Annotated in this window: 14 protein-coding genes; 3 read left to right on the top strand and 11 right to left on the bottom strand. The window is 43.2% G+C overall.

What is annotated here, in order from left to right:
* Positions 1-237: 237 nt before the first annotated feature.
* From L2740_RS15785 to L2740_RS15770, 4 genes are all read right to left on the bottom strand, one after another.
* Positions 238-756, bottom strand: coding sequence for a TlpA family protein disulfide reductase (locus tag L2740_RS15785; protein ID WP_248951076.1), 519 nt, complete (start codon positions 754-756; stop codon positions 238-240).
* 46 nt (positions 757-802) lie between these two features.
* A complete protein-coding gene (locus L2740_RS15780) occupies positions 803-2986 on the bottom strand; it encodes a TonB-dependent receptor plug domain-containing protein (protein ID WP_248951075.1) in 2184 nt (727 codons plus the stop codon).
* 703 nt (positions 2987-3689) lie between these two features.
* Entirely contained in the window at positions 3690-5846 is a 2157-nt protein-coding gene (locus L2740_RS15775) for a S46 family peptidase (protein WP_248951074.1), read from the bottom strand.
* A gap of 243 nt (positions 5847-6089) precedes the next feature.
* On the bottom strand, positions 6090-7289 hold the full coding sequence (locus L2740_RS15770; RefSeq protein WP_248951073.1) for an aromatic amino acid transport family protein: 1200 nt from the start codon (positions 7287-7289) through the stop codon (positions 6090-6092).
* A gap of 680 nt (positions 7290-7969) precedes the next feature.
* Between L2740_RS15770 and L2740_RS15765 the strand changes: the two genes are divergently transcribed.
* Positions 7970-8524 carry a TMEM165/GDT1 family protein gene (locus L2740_RS15765; protein ID WP_248951072.1) on the top strand — a complete coding sequence of 185 codons (555 nt, stop codon included), beginning with the start codon at positions 7970-7972 and terminating at the stop codon, positions 8522-8524.
* Between the two features lie 93 nt (positions 8525-8617).
* Here the strand turns inward: L2740_RS15765 and katB are convergent, their stop codons facing one another.
* The 7 genes from katB to L2740_RS15730 all read right to left on the bottom strand — a co-directional run bounded on the left by katB (position 8618) and on the right by L2740_RS15730 (position 15908).
* Positions 8618-10081, bottom strand: coding sequence for a catalase KatB (katB, locus tag L2740_RS15760; RefSeq protein WP_248951071.1), 1464 nt, complete (start codon positions 10079-10081; stop codon positions 8618-8620).
* A 471-nt stretch (positions 10082-10552) separates the two neighbouring features.
* The gene (locus L2740_RS15755; RefSeq protein ID WP_248951070.1) at positions 10553-10807 is read right to left on the bottom strand and encodes a YgjV family protein; all 255 of its coding nucleotides are present in this window, start codon (positions 10805-10807) and stop codon (positions 10553-10555) included.
* Between the two features lie 176 nt (positions 10808-10983).
* Positions 10984-11421, bottom strand: a complete 438-nt coding sequence (locus L2740_RS15750; protein ID WP_248951069.1) for a PaaI family thioesterase — start codon at positions 11419-11421, stop codon at positions 10984-10986.
* A 338-nt stretch (positions 11422-11759) separates the two neighbouring features.
* A complete protein-coding gene (gene deoD, locus L2740_RS15745; protein WP_248470239.1) occupies positions 11760-12473 on the bottom strand; it encodes a purine-nucleoside phosphorylase in 714 nt (237 codons plus the stop codon).
* 89 nt (positions 12474-12562) lie between these two features.
* Positions 12563-13789: a NupC/NupG family nucleoside CNT transporter gene (locus L2740_RS15740; protein WP_248951068.1), complete on the bottom strand. Its 1227-nt coding sequence runs from the start codon at positions 13787-13789 to the stop codon at positions 12563-12565.
* A 600-nt stretch (positions 13790-14389) separates the two neighbouring features.
* On the bottom strand, positions 14390-15064 hold the full coding sequence (locus L2740_RS15735; protein WP_248951067.1) for a helix-turn-helix transcriptional regulator: 675 nt from the start codon (positions 15062-15064) through the stop codon (positions 14390-14392).
* 232 nt (positions 15065-15296) lie between these two features.
* A complete protein-coding gene (locus L2740_RS15730) occupies positions 15297-15908 on the bottom strand; it encodes a DUF2238 domain-containing protein (protein WP_248951066.1) in 612 nt (203 codons plus the stop codon).
* Positions 15909-16163: 255 nt separating this feature from the next.
* Here L2740_RS15730 and serA point away from each other — a divergent pair, with 255 nt between their 5' ends.
* The gene (serA, locus tag L2740_RS15725; protein ID WP_248951065.1) at positions 16164-17393 is read left to right on the top strand and encodes a phosphoglycerate dehydrogenase; all 1230 of its coding nucleotides are present in this window, start codon (positions 16164-16166) and stop codon (positions 17391-17393) included.
* Positions 17394-17579: 186 nt separating this feature from the next.
* The gene (gene ygfZ / locus L2740_RS15720; RefSeq protein WP_248951064.1) at positions 17580-18551 is read left to right on the top strand and encodes a tRNA-modifying protein YgfZ; all 972 of its coding nucleotides are present in this window, start codon (positions 17580-17582) and stop codon (positions 18549-18551) included.
* Positions 18552-18625: the final 74 nt, after the last annotated feature.

The following is an 18625-nucleotide window of genomic DNA, read 5'->3' as shown; positions in this document are numbered from 1 at the left end:
AGGGCCAGAGAATAATACTTTCTCATAAACAGGCCGGATATACGTATGCAGTTTTACCCACTGTTGCTCAATAATATCGCTTGAATTAAGTGAGGTGTCCATATATGTATTTATAGCGTGTCACGGCAGTGTCTGCACATGCGCCCGCTGCAGGCGATTGATAACTCTAAAGTATCAATTTAATAATTACCGCCATATAACACCGAACAAAAAATGTAATCAAGCTTCATTCAAAGGCTAACTCACATCGACCAAACAATTAACCCCTAAAACTTTAGGCAACAACTCTTGTAGCTGAGCGTCTTTGACATAACCCCGAAGGTAACTCACCAAATTGCCCTGCTCGTCGAGCAGCAAGGTTATCGGTGTGGCGGGTAACTGCCCAACCTGTTGCATCATAGTCGGGCCTGCTTCAAAGCCATCAAAATCTAGATGCATCTTCCATAACGTCTTTTTTAAACTTGAGCGGTCTGCATTAGCGCCCATGGCAACAATGTTGACCTTGTTATCGCACTGAGCTAATAGGCGATTAAAAGCTTTACCTTGCTTAAAACACCAAGGACACTCTGGCTCAAAAAACATCATTAAACTCGGCTTACCTTTTAAGTGGTCAAGGGTACTCACTTGACCACTTTTTAAATTAGCATGCTCAAACCCCAGCAGTTCTAGTGCTTGTGATTTGGGAGCAATAACCACAAGCCCTAGTAGTAACAGCGCTAGCTGTTGACCTCTCCATTTGCTGCTGGGGTTGAGCATAGTAAACCTCGTTAATCGTACAATTAATCCAGACTTTTAACCCTGATTAGAAGGTTGCCTTAAAGCCAGCGTATACTTCACGGCCACGCAATGGTCCCCAGATGTAAGCCACATCGTAACCACCGTTGGCATCAAAGAATAACGGTGTTTCGCCTTCGTTCACTTGGGTGTAATCAAATAGGTTGTTTACCCCGGCATAGAAGTCGATATTGTCAGTTACCGCTTTGGTCACTTTCAGATCTAATGTCCAGTAAGATGGTGCATCGGTAGATTTCTTAGAGCTTTGAATTACCGCTCCTGAGCTATCCACTTGATTGTATCCTTCATAACCGTACTCACTTAGGTCGCGGCTACCAATCCAAACTAAGTTGGCAAAAATATCCCAGCCATGGATCAAGTAGTCAGCGTTAAAGGTTAAACGCTCTTCAACTGGCGCTAATGAGTAAGATGACTTAAACGCATCGTCGTAGAAGAAGCCTTCAGCGGTAAAGTTAACCGTTAAATCATCAGTCACATCATAACCAAGGGCGATATCTGCGGTAGTCACAGACGCTTTTTCATCGAGCTGAGTCAGTAAAGGGACGCCACTGTCGGTTTCACTTAGCATGGCAAGGTTTTCAACTTCGGTCCAAGCTAGCGATGTGGTCATTGTCAGCGCATCGCCGCTGTAGCTTAAGGCGTAGGTTGCTGAGTTTGAGCGTTCAAGCTCTTCAATATCGATTTCAAAACCCAGTTCAGCATCAAGTACACCGTGGTCGGTTTCGAAGAAAGACAGCGGCGCGCGGTAACCACGGCCTGCAGATAAACGCGATGTCCATTGGTCGTTGTGGTTGTAACGAATGTCTACTCGTGGCGCTAAAATCGACTTATCAATTTCGACACCGTCTTTTTTCGGGTCAATAAAATCCGCTTTTACATGGTCGTAGCGCAATGCCATAGCAATCTCTAACTCGTCAGTAGCTTGCCATGTATCTTGCAGGTAGAAACCTAGCATATCGTAGTCAAATGAATCTGATACGTAATCTTGATGGCCTTCACCGCTAGAACGTGAGCGCATCTCTTCACTGCGATTATCTACACCAAAAGTTAATAGGTGTGAATCGTTTAAGTAGTAGTTAAAGCGAGCATCTAAATAGAGCATGGTGTCTTCAGCGTAGTACTTAAACCCTTCATAGAACGAATCTTGAGTATGGTCAGAGTAACTCGCTGACAAGGTCATGTTGAGATCGTCATTTAGCTCACGTAGCCAACTTAACGACAACTCATCACGCTGAGTATGGATCCACTCGGTAGTCTCCCACGCTTTACCCACAAAATCATTGCGCACATCGTTACCGGCAAACAAGGTATCAGAGTCAACACCGTCATAACTAGCGAGCACACCACCAGCACTGGTTGCAGTGCCATCGGCATATTCTTTACCGAGCATTGGCCCGCCAAATATCTCTGAGTCGACATTTGAATAACGCACAATAATGTTGTCTTTATCAGTGAAATCGTGAGACAAGCGCATCGTCATAGTGCGGTTGTCTTGCGACGGTGCTTCGTTAACTAAGTTGTTATCTTCATCTACCTGATCACGACTATCAAACTGGCCAATCAGCGTTACTCGAGTCGCGCCATCGTCACTGACACCTGTACCCAATAAACCAATCTTTTTATTACCGTTCTCGCCGACTGATACATCAACCGTAGCGCCATTTTCTTGGGCTGTTTTAGTAATAATATTGATAGTGCCGCCGATAGATTCTGGTGCAATTAACGACGCCCCCGCACCGCGAGCGACTTCAATACGATCAAGTCCGGTTGTTGGAATCGCATCAACGGCGTAATAACCAGCAATCATGGCGTGTACAGGTAAACCATCAACTAAAATCGTGGTTTGCTCACCGCGTAAACCATTAAGCATAATCCGCTTAACACCGCACATTGAGCACTCGTTAGAAACCCTAACCCCAGGAGTGTTGTTAATTGCCTCAGTTAGGTTAACCGCATTCTTGTTATCCATCAGCTCTGAGCTAATCACTTCTGTTTTCATGATACTGTCAGACAGTACGCCAGACTTCTCTAGTCTTTGCCTAACCCCACGCACTTCAATCTTTTCTATTGGCTGCACAGCTGCGCTCTGCTCATTAGTGCTTTGCTTAATTTCTTTTTTGGTATGTGCAATAGCGTATGAAGATTGTGTCGCAAGTAACACTGCTAGAGCTATTGAGGTCTTTTTAAACATTCGTCAATCTCTTATTACTTAATAGTTTTTATTACTTACTTTGCTATCAGCAAGCGTGAGGTTGACAGAACAGTAATGATAACGATTATCATTGGCAATCTATTTTAAATTATTAGTGCAATTGATTTACAAATATTGGTTATTGATCACAAAAAGCTTGAGGTGAGACTAATTTAGGTTAGCAAGTATTAACATTAAGCCATTTGAGTTTACTAATGCGTAAAACTGCAACGGTGAATTATTCCCTAAAACATATTAAAACACTATGCAATACATCGAAGAAAACTTAAACGTAAAGACTGCAAAAGCATTTAAAATCAGCACCTTAAGTTGAAAACAGTATAAGGGTAAAGACTTGAGATAAGATAAGAAAGTTGGGGGGTGGGAAATAGAGAGTTAACTTAATTATTAAATAGATAGTTAAATCAAAAAATATAAATTTTAACAGCTAAAATATATAACTCATTATTAATATTTGATTTTTAATAATACTAAGCACGTATTAACGCTATTTAATCCAGACAAAAGCTAGCCCTTATATAATAGAAAGCTTAAACAACTTAGTATAAATACAAAAATTTAACGTTTTTATATTACGTGTCGGATGCTAGTAAGTATAAAAATTAAAAAAGCCGAAACAGATTAATGTTTCGGCTTTTGTTATTAATAGACTCAGCTCTGCTTGGCCTATCAAGATTGTAGATTAATCTACAATTTCCATTTCTTCTAACAGGTTATCGGCATTATCAAGATACTTCATTACCCATAGCATATAACGGCTATCCACTTGGATAGAACGGTTAGTCTGTGGATCGTAACCCCAATCACCAATGATACTCTCGTAGACACCGTCAAACAGCAGACCTACTAGTTCAGCACGACCATTTAGTGTTGGCGAACCTGAGTTACCACCTGTGGTATCTAGCGTTGATAAGAAGTTAACTGGCACTGAGTCCAGTGACTTCACGTAGTAATCACCGTACTGCTTGTTAGCGATAAGCTCTAACTGCTTCTCTGGTGCATTGAACGGCTCTACACCTGTGTCTTTTGCCAAAATACCTTCTAGGCGAGTAAACGGCACAGCCTTAAGACCATCTTCTGGCGAGTAACCTTTAACATGACCTACTGTGACACGCAGGCTCGAGTTTGCATCAGCATAAACAGGCTTACCTTGCTCAAGGTTATAAGCAATGATGGCGTCCATATACATAGGACGCACCTTCATTAAGTCACCTGCTAATTGCTTTTCAGCCTTTTCGCGCTTCATGCGCTCGTCATAGGTGGCTACAGCATATTGAATGAATGGGTCTTTTGACTTTTTAAACTCAGCAACAGACTTGTCCATCCACGCTAGGCGAGTGTCTTTGTCAGACAACTTAGTATTGGCGTACATCTTATCTAGCGTCTTATTAAACTTAGCCATATCAAAATTGTTGCCAATACCAAAGGCTTTATCGAACGCTGGTAAACGCTGATCTTTTGGCAATGCTGCGTAACGGCTAATTAGATCTGCCAGTATCGCTTTATCAACACTTGCCGCATAACGGCGCTCGATACGCTCCATACCTGAAGTAAAGCGGGTCATATCACGCTCTTGATAACCCGGCTCACGCTGCATATCTGGTAGCGCTTTTTCATTGGCTAAACGGTACAAGCGATCAGCTGTGCTCATCATAGTGCTGTAACCCATGTAGCTTAATAGCAAGTCACGCTCTTGACCTTGCTGACCTTTAGCAATCAGCTTATCAAGCTCGGCTAGCACCTTACCGTATTGCTGCTTACGCTTGCTGTCGGCGTTAATCCAATCAGCCAGTTTTTGCTCTAGGGCTTTACGGTCATCAAGCATGGTTGATTTGCCGTAGAACTCGATCATTGAGGTGAAGTTTTTGGCGTAGTTCGCTAGGCCCGCAATCGCGCTTTCATACTTAATACGCTCATCGCTGCCTTCTGGAGCTGTATTTTTGATGATCTCGATAATGCGCTCACGCAAGATCTTACCTTCTGGATACGCCCATTCAAACTGGTTTTCAACTTCGTTGGCTGTGCGGTAGCGGTTGGTGCGGCCAGGGTAGCCAGCAACCATAACAAAGTCGCCTTCGCTGACGCCTTTAGCCGATACTTTCAAGAAGCTCTTTGGCTCAAATGGCACATTGTCTTCGCTATAATCTGCTGGCTTACCATCTTTTGATACGTAAGCCCGGTAGAAAGCATAATCACCGGTGTGACGTGGCCACATCCAGTTATCAATATCGCCACCGTACTTACCTACGCTCAATGCTGGAGTGTAAGTTAAGCGTACATCGCGAATTTCTAACTGCTTAACAAGGTAATACTCTAGACCGCCATGAAAGCTATAAACCTTACAGCGGTAGCCATCTTCTTTTTCGCACTCAGCAACTAGGCTCTTTTCTTGTTGCTCAATGCCCTTGTAAAATGCATTACCGGTTTTATTCTCAAGGCCATTTTTTACCTTGTCTGTTACATCAACCACGCTTTCAGTTACAAACACGCGAGAGCCCGGTGTTGCTGGTAGCTCGTCGCTAAACGACTTAGCTAAAAAGCCGTCACGTAGCAGATTGTTTTCTGGCGTAGAGTTGTATTGGATAGAGCCGTAAGCGCAGTGATGGTTAGTCACCACTAGGCCCTTTGGTGATACAAATGATGCGGTACAGCCACCTAGGCTAATTACTGCATTCATTGGGAATTCAGTGAGTTTTGAAATCGATTTAGCATCAATTTCTAATCCCTTTGCTTTAAGCTCATCAGCCATAGCTGGAAGCTGGTGAGGCTGCCACATACCTTCGTCAGCTACAGCGCCAAAAGAGGTCGTGATAGCTGCGGTTAAAAGCCATTTTTTCATTTTTTTAAGTCCATTTCTTATTTCTAGTAAAGAATTTTTATTAAGAATTTTTGTTGATTGCTTGTCTGCAAGTAATCGCTTTTATATGGACTCAAAAACAAAAGAGCCGAGACCAATATCTGCAATTATTTGCATATTAGTACTCGACTCTATCATAGCCAGTGCGGTTCATAACAGGGTAAGAATTAATCTCTTACAAAGTCTTTTATATCGCACTGATGTGCTGTTTCAATATGGCTTAAATTATAGGGCTACCCATAACTGAGCGAGAATAATGGTTAAACCCGCAAGACCCGCTAAACCTAAAGCTGGTGTGCCGCCACTAACCTGGTATCCACCTAAGTTTTTCTTACGCTGGCGCAGTGCCATAGCAATCGGTAGGAAAATAATCATCACCACTAATGGAATAGCGGCAAAACCTAACACCTTATAGAAACCGTCTGGGTAGTACAGTGCACATAGCAATGGCGGTATAAAGGTGATCAGCCATGTTTGTGCACGCCCCATGGTGCTTTCTTTAGCACGGATAAGCTCAGCGATATAGTCAAACAAGCTCATAGTCACGCCTAAGAAAGAAGTCACAAGCGCTAAGTTAGCAAACAGATCAATGAACTGTTGTAACACTGACGACTCTGCAACGCTTTGCAATGCGCTAACTAGCTGAGGTAAAGAACCATCGAAGCCGTAAACCGTTTTGCCACCTAATGTGCCTAAGGTCACCATTAGCCAGAGGATGTAACACACTAGCGGTAAGGTTGAACCAATAATTAGCACTTTGCGTAAAGAGACGGCGTCACCATCTAAATAACGCACAATAGTAGCGATACACACGTGGAAACCAAACGAAGTAAACACAATTGGAATCGCCGCCAACCACAGATTAGTTAACGCACTGCCGCTTACTAAGCCTTCCGTTGAGTCACGCATCATCAGACTCATATCAACTTCTGGCAGCAAGTAAGCCACTACAATTACCAATAAGGCAATCATAGAGGTGAATAGGACGCGCGACACTTTATCAATCCAGCGCACGCCAACGGCAATCAAACCACCAAAAATAGCGGTAAAGATCAGCACCGCAACTTGGTTGTCCATCTTCATGCCAATCAAGTCCATTTTTGATTCAAGCAGCGACGAGCCGCCCATCAAATACACCATGGTTAAGGCAAATAATAAACTTAAGAAAGAAGCAGCTTGGATTATTTGGCCAACACGGCCTAAATTCTTACCTGTGATTGAGTGCAAGTTAAGACCCACGCCTGTGCGTAGGTTAATTTCAAGCATGAGTAATGAGGTGTAAATCGATACGCCCCAAATAGCAACCAGTAGAAGTAAAGCGGGAATGGTACCTAGTGAAGCTGTTGCTAAAGGCAAAGCTAACATACCGCCGCCAATTGCCGTACCAGCAACAATGGCAACTGAGCCAAGTATTTTTGAGTTCACAAAATTGTCCTGTTAAATTTTATAATTTATTTTTGTAGGTCAGATTTAGAACGACTTTGAGGGAGAGAATTTTGCAAGTTAACAATATCAATAACTGCCCCCAATCGAATCTGGTCATCTTTGACCTTGCGATTCCAATTGGCCCCAACGGCTAGTTAAATAAAACGTGTATTCACCTTATCAACTTAGCCACTGAGGCTGGATAAATCGTGGAAAATACAGAGTGTATTGTTTCATTACGGCTCTTTCTCTAAAAAATGACTGCCCCGACATTAACAGCAGTATTCCCTGTGGGCAAGCCCTGTAGAGCACTTAAAATCAACTTGGCACGACTCATTAACATAGGCGTAAAGATTAAGCGACAGCTACGTTACTTAGTCCTAAATTACCGATTAATTTAATGGCCTCCGCGCCTTAAGCGTTGAAAAAAGCAGCGCAACCGTTATAATGCCGCCTCGCTTCAGGGGAGTAGCTATCAGTAAAATGGCAACACTGAGTTTAATGTCAGTGAACGTCATTTCTGAGTGTGTATCAACATAATTGGCCACAATGCCATGGTACATACAGCCGCTTAAAACGTCCGTTTTTAAGCCGCCCAGCAAGACCTGAGCACTGCATCTCTGATATTTGGGGAAGAGTTGCTGTGCTTAGTTTATTGCATTCCCCATTAGGATTAACTCTTGGAAGCACTGCTAGCCTCTACTTTTACCGTAGCCATTGCCGAAATCGGCGATAAGACCCAACTATTAGCGCTGATTTTAGCTGCGCGCTTCAAAAATAAAACCGCCATTGTGCTAGGTATCTTTCTATCGACCTTAGTTAATCACTTTGCAGCCGCTTGGCTCGGGCAATGGGCAATATCTTGGATAAGCCCAGATGTGGGGCGCTATTTAGTCGCTGCTTCATTTTTTGCGATTGCGCTTTGGGTGTTAATCCCAGATAAAGTTGATGCTGAAGAAAGCCGTTTTTATGCCATGGGCCCCTTTTTAGCCACCTTCATCTTGTTCTTCATTGCTGAAATGGGCGATAAAACTCAAATAGCAACTATGGTGTTATCGGCTAAATACGACGCCTTAGCTATGGTAGTACTTGGAACAACACTTGGTATGTTAATCGCTAATGTGCCCGCAGTTATTGCCGGACACTTTAGCGCAGAAAAATTACCGATGAGCTGGATCCACCGCGGCTGTGCGGTCTTGTTTGCCCTGCTAGGTGTTGCAACCTTAGTTTTTTAAACCTACAAAAAAGGCAAAACAGTCTCACTGTTTTGCCTTTCTTATTGCTAGCTTATGACTAATGCTTGCTAAAGCAAAGTTAGCGGAGTCGCGTTACATACCGATTGCTGCTTTTACGCGTTGACCATAATCGCTGTCAGCTGCAGTGAAATGCTCAACCATCTTCAACTTAGTCGCTTCACTAACCACACTTAATGTGCCGGCGATGTTAGCAATCAAACGTGCCTTTTCATCTTCAGGTAGTAAGCGGTATAAGTCACCAGCTTGGCTAAAGTCATCTTGGTCGTAACGGCTATAGCGATCAGCCTCGCCATCTAAACGTAGTGGTGGCTCAGCAAATTGCGCTTGATCTTGCAAGCCATCAAAGCTGTTTGGTCCGTAGTTTCTGCTTGCATCGCCACCGGTTTGGCTACCTGAGAACGGACATTGTGTACCCGCCATAGCTCCGCCACGCTGGTGATGATTAGCCGTTGTTGCATGTGGGCAGTTAACTGGTAACTGGTTGTAGTTAGCACCAATGCGGTAGCGCTGAGCATCTGCGTAGGCAAACAAACGTGCTTGTAGCATCTTATCTGGCGACGCCCCGACACCTGGTACCAAGTTACTTGGCGCTAATGCAACTTGCTCAACTTCAGCGAAGTAGTTTTGCGGCATACGGTTTAGCTCAAGCTCACCAATTTCAATCAGTGGGTAGTCAGCATGTGGCCATACTTTAGTTAGGTCAAACGGGTTGATCTTGTAAGTATTTGCCTCAGCTTCTGGCATGATTTGCACTTTAACAGCCCACTTAGGGAAGTTACCGTCGGCAATCGCTGCCACCATATCGCGTTGTGACGAATCCGGGTCAATACCTTTAAGGATATCCGCCTGCTCAGCCGTTAAGTTAGCGATGCCTTGCTTAGTCTTAAAGTGGAATTTCACCCAAAAACGCTCACCTTCAGCATTCCAGAAAGAGAAAGTGTGCGAACCAAATCCGTGCATTTGACGGTAGTTAGCTGGGATACCACGATCTGACATCAACACAGTAACTTGGTGCATAGCTTCAGGATTTAGTGCCCAGAAGTCCCACATTGCATGTGGATCTTTCAGGTTCGTCTGTGGGTTACGCTTTTGCGTGTGAATAAAGTCTGGGAACTTAATACCATCACGTAAGAAGAACGTCGGCGTGTTGTTACCTACGATATCGTGATTACCGCGAGTAGTGTAAAAACGTAGACCAAAACCGCGTGGATCACGCTCTGCATCTGCAGAACCCATTTCACCACCAACTGTAGAGAAACGTACAAAGGTTTCAGTCTCTTTACCTACACCGTTGAAGTGGTCAGCAATTGTGTACTCGCTCATATCGCGAGTTAGAGTGAACTTACCGTAAACACCGGTACCTTTAGCGTGCACAATACGCTCTGGAATACGCTCGCGGTTAAAGTGTGCAAGCTTCTCAATAAGGTGCCAATCTTGCAGTAATAGTGGACCACGCTCGCCTGCTGAAAGTGAGTTTTGGTCATCACTGATTGGGGCGCCATTTTGTGCGGTAAGAACTCGGTTTTGCTGACTCATAAATTACTCCTCAATCTTGGCTAGATTCAAGCCAAGTTTCGATTAAATCAAATAGGGTGGCCATGGTTTATCCTTCATCTGCGATATGCTATGGCAATGCGGTTATTGGCCGCTTGTCGATGGGATAAGAATAAACACTCAACAAAAAACAATAAAACGATTAAAGACGATAAGCTTAAACTAAATTACAGATTAGAGAGTAATGGGAAAAATAGTGCTCAATAAACTTCAATTTAATTAGGAGTTTGGAGAGTAGTGTTGAATTTAATTAACAGTCTTGATGCTAATCAATAAATAAAATGTTCAGATTTAATCACCAACAAGTTTTAAGTTTGTGAGTTTTAAACACTAGAAATCAACGATATATTGAGAAGAAAACAGAGGATAACTCCAGAAGGTAGTGTTTTTACTCTATTTACATTTGTTAAAAAAGGGAAGAATGAGTCATTTCTTCCCCTAATTGGTTATTTTTTATAACTCTGTGGTGTTGTTAATTTGTGCATCGGCTTTATAAAGCTTCACTAAATAGTAAGCATCAATCAGCACAATAAAGAAGTTCACTAATGCAACCGGAATAGCGTCAATGGCTAATCCGTAAGCCACAAATAACGCAGCACCAATTAGGTTCCACCAGCGCAGCTTTTTAATGTTAGACATCATCAGCGATATCGCGACGACGACCGATGCTAGGTATCCTACCCATTCCCAAATTGTTGCATTATCCATGGCTCACCCTCTTTGATCTTATGTTTTATTCGAGCCACTTTCTTTAACAGTAATTGGCTTACTGCAATATAGCGACTCGAAACATGAGTTTATTATGATCAAAAAAGCAGCAACAAAACAGGGTTACAGCCAACAAATTACGCTGAGCAAGAGGATATTGGCCTTAAAAGTTAGATTTAACGCTTAACTACCGCCGCTGTCATACGCGAAATACAGCAAAGCTCACCAGCACTATTATGGATGAGCACTTCCCACACCGAGCTACGTTTGCCCAAATGAATAGGTTTCGCCGTTGCCGTTAGCAAACCATTACGCGATGCTTTTAAATGATTGGCATTGATCTCTTGGCCAACGCAGTAGTAATTTTCAAAATCGACAGCAAAGTTTGCCGCATAGCTAGCAACCGTTTCCGCTAATGCCACATTTGCACCACCGTGAACAATACCTAATGGATTATGGATCGCAGGTGTTGCAGGCATGGTGGCTACCATATAGTCGTCGCCGATTTCGGTAATCGTGATCCCCATGGTTTGCATCAAGGTGCCTTTGCCATGCATACCCGCATCCATTTGAGCGCAAATTTCGAGGCTAACAGGCTTAAACCAAATCGACATATTATTATTTTCCATTGTTGCAATTATTGGCCACAGTCTACTTTGTCTAGGCAGATCTTTATAGAGGCTTATTTATTTAACAGAGAACTTGTGCAGAGAAACGCTTTGCCAGGATAGAACAGAAAATAGAGCAGGCTTGGAAGGGCCGACTCGCATATAGCGAGCACGAATAATGAGCGAATAAAATAAGAAATTGACCCGCTGTTACGCTATGTTTTTGTTGTCGAATCGCCGTAGCGTTCAACTTAATATGCGTAACTGCGGGCCATAGGGTAAAGCTTTACATTATTAATCGGTCGCAAAATACTTTAGTTAGCTTAAGCAACCATTAATATTGATTAAAGTAAGTCTTCTACCGCGTCTAAAGTAAGCTTAATCATGTCGTTCAGCGTTTGCTGACGCTCTTCAGCAGTCAAATGCAAACCTTGGCGAATGTGGTCAGTTACTGTCATCATTGCCAATGCCTTAGCGCCATATTCAGTCGCCACACCGTATAGACCAGCCGCTTCCATTTCGACGCCTAAAATGCCGTACTTTTCCATTAGGTCGTAACGTTCTTCGTCAGCGCTATAGAATAGATCTGAAGAGTAAAGGTTACCGACATGGTAGTTAGCACCTAGCTTTTCAGCTGAGTCAGCAGCACGCTTAAGTAGGTTGAAATCAGCAATCATTGCAAAGTCAGTGTGTGCAAAGCGAGTTCTGTTTACTGCAGAATCAGTGCTCGCGCCCATTGCCATAACAACGTCCATTAACTTGATGTTATCGCTGATTGCGCCACAAGAACCGATGCGAACGATATTCTCAACGCCGTATTCAGTGATCAACTCTTTAGCGTAGATAGAGATCGATGGAATACCCATGCCAGAACCCATAACAGAGATCTTCTTGCCTTTGTACTCACCGGTGTAACCCAACATATTACGTACGTCTGTAATCAATACAGCGTTTTCTAAAAAGTTGTCAGCAATGTATTTAGCACGTAGTGGATCGCCAGGCATTAATACTGTTTTAGCGAATGCACCGTTTTCGGCATTGATATGTGGAGTCATGATATTTCCTCAAAAATTGAGCCGTTGTTTGCGCTAGTAAACGACGGCTCGCGATAAAAATATAAATAGTTCAAGCCAGACTTACAGGTACATTAACCCGCTAGGCTGTATAGTAAACCTGCAATAGTACCGCTCATTAAGTTCGCCAGTGCAGCAGCAATTAGGGCTTTCATACCTAGAGCACTTAAGTCGTGACGACGTTCAGGGCAAAGCGCCGCCAAGCCACCAATTACCATGGCTAGTGAACCAATGTTAGCGAAACCACACAGGGCAAAACTAATGATAATTTGCGTCTTTTCAGATAGCTGATCTGCAACTTTTAAGAAGTCGATATAAGCAACGAACTCGTTAATAACCATCTTTTGGCCAATAAACGATGCCGCTTGAGTCGCTTCGCTCCAAGGTACACCCATCACCCACGCAAGTGGTGCAAGCAGGTAACCTAAAATAGCTTGCATGGTTAGGCCTTCAATACCGAACCAGCCACCAATGCCACCTAGCATGCCGTTCACCATAGCGATAAGCGCTACGAACGCTAACAACAAGGCTGATACAGACAATACTTGTTGCATCCCCATTGCTGCCCCGCCCGCGGCTGCATCAAGCACGTTAGCTGGCTTGTCTTCCACATCGTCCATCACTTTTTTGATGTCGTTTTGCGGTGTTTCGGTTTCTGGCCACATTAGTTTGGCAAACAATAAACCAGCAGGAGCCGTCATAAACGCTGCAGTTAGCACGTATTTAACGTCAACACCCATCTGGATATAACCGATCATGGTGCCGCCGGCAACTGATGCTAAACCACCGGTCATCACTGCGAATAACTCTGAGCGAGTCATGTGTTTTACGAAAGGACGCACCATTGATGGCGCTTCGATTGGGCCCACAAAGATGTTAGCCGTTGCCGATAATGATTCTGCACGGCTTGACCCCAGTAGCTTAGATAAGCCGCCACCGATAAGGCCAATAACCATCTGCATAATGCCAAGGTAATAAAGTACGGCAATTAATGCGCTAATAAAGACCACCACAAATAACACGTTAATCACAAAGATAAAGCCAACACCAAATTTCGCTAAGTCGCCAAATAGGAAGGTCAAACCTTCGTTTGCATAGCCAATAACATGCATTACGCCGTTTGATGCGCCATCTAGCACCGCTTGGCCCATTGGCACATACATAACAAATGCACCAAAGGCGACTTGAAACGCAAGTGCACCTAATACTGTTCTAAGGTTAATTGCTTTTCTATTTTCTGATAAGGCTACTGCCAGTCCCATTAGACACAGCATACCGAACAAACTGATGAAAACTTCCATAACTTTATTACCATTTAAATCTTGATGTGTCCGCAGTGTATACAGGCAAAAGTTTGCTGCAAGGAGTTCACCATGATTTGCTGCAGATAATTTGGAATTTTATCGAGTTCGCGCCTCAACTACTGCGAAGCAAGTAAAAATCGCACAAAAGTAAACATTAGCAAAACAAAAATTAGACAAAAACCAAACTGAGCCGCCAAATAAGACCACAGTGAATTACATTTGAAGTGATTTATAAAAAGGGAAGGACAAACAAATTTAGCGGCCTAAAACAGCCAAAAACCGATCAATTAGATACAGTTTTGTAATTTTATAACTTAAATAAACAACCCTAAATTTAGATTATTCATGCTTAACAGCGATTTTAGGTACTCACGGTGCGATTAGTCATTATTAACTGCACTAGATTAATCATAAATTAAATCTGCCTGCAAAAATCATCAGCCCAAGCAAGCAGCTTTAGTTGATGGCTATTATAAGTTAAGGCTCTAATTGCCTAGCGCTATAACTAAGCGAGTTATAGCTTTTAATGATTCAATCTTTAACTAACACATTTTTAATTAGCCGCTTTTCATCGGCTAGACTTCAGCAAATTCACTTTTAATGAGTCAGGGCGAATAAGTCTAAGTGACTTTGAAATGATTGTGCCCAGCGCAGCAACTCGACTCGATTTCGCGCTTGGGTTTTTCTAAAAATCGAGGAAATGTGCGCTTTAACTGTGTGCTCACTAATACTGAGTTTATTGGCGATCTCTTTATTACGTGCACCACTAGAGACTAACTGAATAATGGTTTTTTCACGGTTTGTTAGCACTTCTAAAGTTTCAGCGCTCTCAGTGGTCAAGTCTTGAGAAACTTCAACCTTACTGACTAAATGACGGAATACCTTGCTTAGCAAAGGTCTATCAAACCAAAGCTCATCGGCCAACATCTTGCGTAATCCAGTAAGCAGCAAGTCCATGCGCTCCTCAAGAAACAGCAAGCCACAAAAGCCACCTAATAATGCTGCTTCACCATTTAAACGCTCGCGCTCAACTTGATATAAGGCAACAGGTACATGCTTAACCAGCTGCGTAGCCACTAACGGAATACCATTATTATCTAACGCTGCACCTTGCTGAGACACCAGGTAAAAGCAACGTTTATTGGTATCAGTTTCTAACTGCTCAATATCCGAGACAACCCGTGTTTTTAATCCTATAGAGTCTGCAAGAATAGCTAAATGGCAAGGGGAAGCCACTTGATGGAGGAAGACTATTTCGTCAATTTTACTCATCACTTTTCTCCCTGAAAAGTTATGCCTGTCCGCCAAATAAAACAAACGCTAATGTAGTTATTGCTGTGATAGCAGTTTACATTTGCAATATGTCGACTCGATAACGGAGATGACTACGGCATTATTAAATATTTATGCAGACCGCATCATGCGATCCGCCAAAAGCAGCGAGAGTATACAGAGTTTATTCACCCTCTGCTGCATTTGAGTGGTTTAACCTGTTAGTTTAATGTTAACTCTGCTGAGCTAGTTTTACACTCAATTGCTTGTCATGCAAATGCCCGAGTAATAACACTGAAGCGATTGCGCCTATCAATGCCATTGCCATGTCAGACTGCGTGTCCCAAACATACCCTTGAGTACCTAAAAAGGCTTCGGCATCTTCACCTGTTAGCTCTGCAACCCACCACTCAATCAGCTCGTAAAAAGCTGAAAATGCCAGTGCAAAACAAACGGCTAAGAAGTTACACCAAGCCCCGACCTTAACCACATTAAGACGAATAAACACTTCGCGCGCCAGCAAAGCAGGAATAAAACCTTGTGCTAAGTGACCAACCTTATCGTAATTGTTACGACCACCGCCGGTCCAATCTGCAATCCAGTCAAATAACGGCACTTCAGCATAGGTATAATGCCCGCCGACCATTAAGATCACGCAATGCACTAAGATCAAACCATAAGCTAAACTGGTGAGCGCAAAACTCTTACGAGTAAGGATAAGTATTGGCAAGGCAATAATCGCCGGCGCCACTTCTAAAAACCAAGTAAATTGGTCTTTAGGGTTAATCCCTGACCAAATCAATACAGCGAAGAATATCACTAGCCACACAGTGCTTTTATTCAAAATAACTCCCTCATATACCATATTGTTCTAAATTACGAATAAACACTTTAGCCATCTAGCCCTCCACAGCAACCAAAAAAAGTGCTACTTTGTTACCTCTGTTACGCTTTCGACGTAAATTTCAGTTGGAAGGCTTTTCAGTCCTTAGTACATTGACAGTCTATACCCAAACCACTCCTACAACGTAGAGTTTAGTCGGCTCTGCGGTGGCATTAAGTATACATAATACATATAAACTAAAAGGGTACATAAATCATGGCGAAACATTCGCTGGACAAGGATAAAATTAAGATCCTGCTGTTGGAAGGCGTCCACCAATCTGCGGTAGATGTATTTGAACGTGCTGGTTACACCAATATTGAATATCACAAAGCATCGCTAGCTGAAGATGAACTTCATGTGGCCGTTAAAGATGCGCATTTCATTGGTATTCGATCCCGTACCCAATTGACTGAAGATGTCTTGTCCCGCGCTGAAAAACTAGTTGGTATTGGCTGTTTCTGTATTGGTACCAACCAAGTGAGCTTAAAAGCTGCTGAAAAACTGGGGATCCCAGTGTTTAACGCGCCTTTCTCAAACACTCGTAGTGTGGCTGAATTGGTATTGGGCGAAATCATTATGTTGCTACGTGGTATTCCACAGCGCAACGCCCTAGCCCACCGCGGCGGTTGGTTAAAGAGTGCTTCAGGCAGCTTTGAAGCGCGTGGCAAAACCTTAGGTGTCATTGGTTACGGCCATATTGGTACTCAGTTAGGTATTTTGGCTGAAACATTAGGTATGCGAGTGATTTTCTTCGATATCGAAGACAAGCTACCGTTAGGTAACGCGCAACAAGTGCATTCACTACAGCAACTGCTTTCATTGGCAGATGTAGTGAGCCTACACGTACCTGAAACACCACAAACCAAAGAGATGATTGGTCATGAAGAGCTTGCCTTTATGCGTAAAGGTAGCATCTTGATTAACGCATCTCGCGGTACAGTGGTTGATATCGATGCATTAGCGGCATCACTTAAAGAAGAACATCTTGCTGGTGCGGCAATTGACGTGTTCCCGGTTGAACCTAAGTCAAATGACGATGAGTTTGTCAGCCCACTGCGCGGCTTAGACAATGTACTGCTTACTCCACACGTTGGTGGCAGTACCGCAGAAGCACAAGAGAACATCGGCATTGAAGTTGCTGGCAAGCTTGCTAAGTACTCTGATAATGGTTCAACCATGACAGCAGTTAACTTCCCTGAAGTGTCGCTAGCACAACATACTGGCACATCTCGCTTGCTGCATATTCACCACAACCGCCCAGGTATTCTAATCAAGATTAACTCGGCGTTTGCAGAGAAAGGCATCAACATTGCTGCTCAGTATCTACAAACTACCGCTGAAATTGGTTACGTGGTGATGGAAGTCGACTCAGATCAAGCTGATGAAGCCTTGATTGAGATGCAGGCCATTGAAGGTACGATTAGAACCCGTTTACTTCACTAATTGAAGCTGTAAACCAGATGCATTAGCACAAACCTAATAGCATGGAAAATAAGGCCGTATAAATCAGTTTATACGGCCTTTGTTTTTATTAACTTCGACACAAATTGTTTGAACAACTACGCTTGCAGAGTAAGAATTTAGCGGTACAATCATTGTCCTTACTTGATTCAATTCTTGGACTCTCACATGACGTTGTCAACTTCTCAACCTACTTGGCCTCTTACCGGCCCACAGCCAGAACTACTTTTTGCTGAACTTTCACACTTAGGTTTAATGTCTGTCACAGGTGAGCAAGGTCGCAGCTTTATTCACGGCCAAGTGACTACCGATATTAGCTCACTTGAAAATGACCAATGGCGCTGGGGCGCGCATTGTGATCCAAAAGGCAAGATGCTAGCTACCTTTAGAACATTTGCTAAAGATGAAACCCTATTCTTAATGATGCCAAAACAGACTTTGGCATTAGACTTACCGCAACTGCAGAAATACGCAGTATTTAGTAAAGTAGAGCTTACTGATGTAACTGATGCTTGGTTATTACTCGGGGTTGCTGGCGAGCAAGCTGAGACTTGGTTAACTGAGCAATTTGGCCAATTGAGCCCAGAGCTAACCTTGATCGATAACGGCATGATTATTCATGACGCTGGTCGTTATATTGTGGCCATTGAACGTGCTCACGCAGATGCACTGACAGCAAAAATCGACACTGGTGTTGTAACCGCAGATGCATGGCAAGCGCTTGAGATCTTAGCCGGTTACCCAAATCTTGGCGCTAGTCACCAAGGTCAATTTGTACCGCAAATGTGTAACGTACAAGCAGTTAACGGCATCAGCTTTAAGAAAGGCTGCTACATGGGCCAAGAAACTGTAGCGCGTATGAAGTACCGTGGCGGTAATAAACGTGCACTGTATATTATTAGTGGCAAGGTATCGGCGCCATTAACAGATGATAGCCAACTTGAAATCGCGTTAGAAGATGGTGAAGGTTACCGCCGTGCAGGTACGATTATCGAAAGCACTCAGCGTGGTGAGCAAGTATTGCTAACAGCGGTATTGGCTAACGATACTGAGCTTGATGCAAAATTAAGAGTTGCCGGTGATGAAGCTTCAACATTAAGCCTTATTGCACTGCCATACTCGCTAGAAGAGCAAGACTAGGTTCTAGACTTTAAAACCTAAGAGTAAACAAAAATATAAAAGGCGCTGTAAGCGCCTTTTTCATTTCTATACCT

The sequence above is a fragment of the Shewanella pneumatophori genome (assembly GCF_023283895.1).
In the GTDB taxonomy this organism is placed as follows: Bacteria; Pseudomonadota; Gammaproteobacteria; order Enterobacterales; family Shewanellaceae; genus Shewanella; species Shewanella pneumatophori.
The sequence above is the reverse complement of the archived record's forward strand: the minus strand, read 5'-3'. Positions and strand labels throughout refer to the sequence as shown.

Bases quoted from the DNA above. Each gene is read 5' to 3' on its own strand.
- L2740_RS15785 (WP_248951076.1), bottom strand. From the start codon at position 756: ATGCTCAACCCCAGCAGCAAATGGAGAGGTCAACAGCTAGCGCTGTTA.
- L2740_RS15780 (WP_248951075.1), bottom strand. From the start codon at position 2,986: ATGTTTAAAAAGACCTCAATAGCTCTAGCAGTGTTACTTGCGACACAA.
- L2740_RS15775 (WP_248951074.1), bottom strand. From the start codon at position 5,846: ATGAAAAAATGGCTTTTAACCGCAGCTATCACGACCTCTTTTGGCGCT.
- katB (WP_248951071.1), bottom strand. From the start codon at position 10,081: ATGAGTCAGCAAAACCGAGTTCTTACCGCACAAAATGGCGCCCCAATC.
- L2740_RS15755 (WP_248951070.1), bottom strand. From the start codon at position 10,807: ATGGATAATGCAACAATTTGGGAATGGGTAGGATACCTAGCATCGGTC.
- L2740_RS15750 (WP_248951069.1), bottom strand. From the start codon at position 11,421: ATGTCGATTTGGTTTAAGCCTGTTAGCCTCGAAATTTGCGCTCAAATG.
- L2740_RS15740 (WP_248951068.1), bottom strand. From the start codon at position 13,789: ATGGAAGTTTTCATCAGTTTGTTCGGTATGCTGTGTCTAATGGGACTG.
- L2740_RS15735 (WP_248951067.1), bottom strand. From the start codon at position 15,064: ATGAGTAAAATTGACGAAATAGTCTTCCTCCATCAAGTGGCTTCCCCT.
- serA (WP_248951065.1), top strand. From the start codon at position 16,164: ATGGCGAAACATTCGCTGGACAAGGATAAAATTAAGATCCTGCTGTTG.
- ygfZ (WP_248951064.1), top strand. From the start codon at position 17,580: ATGACGTTGTCAACTTCTCAACCTACTTGGCCTCTTACCGGCCCACAG.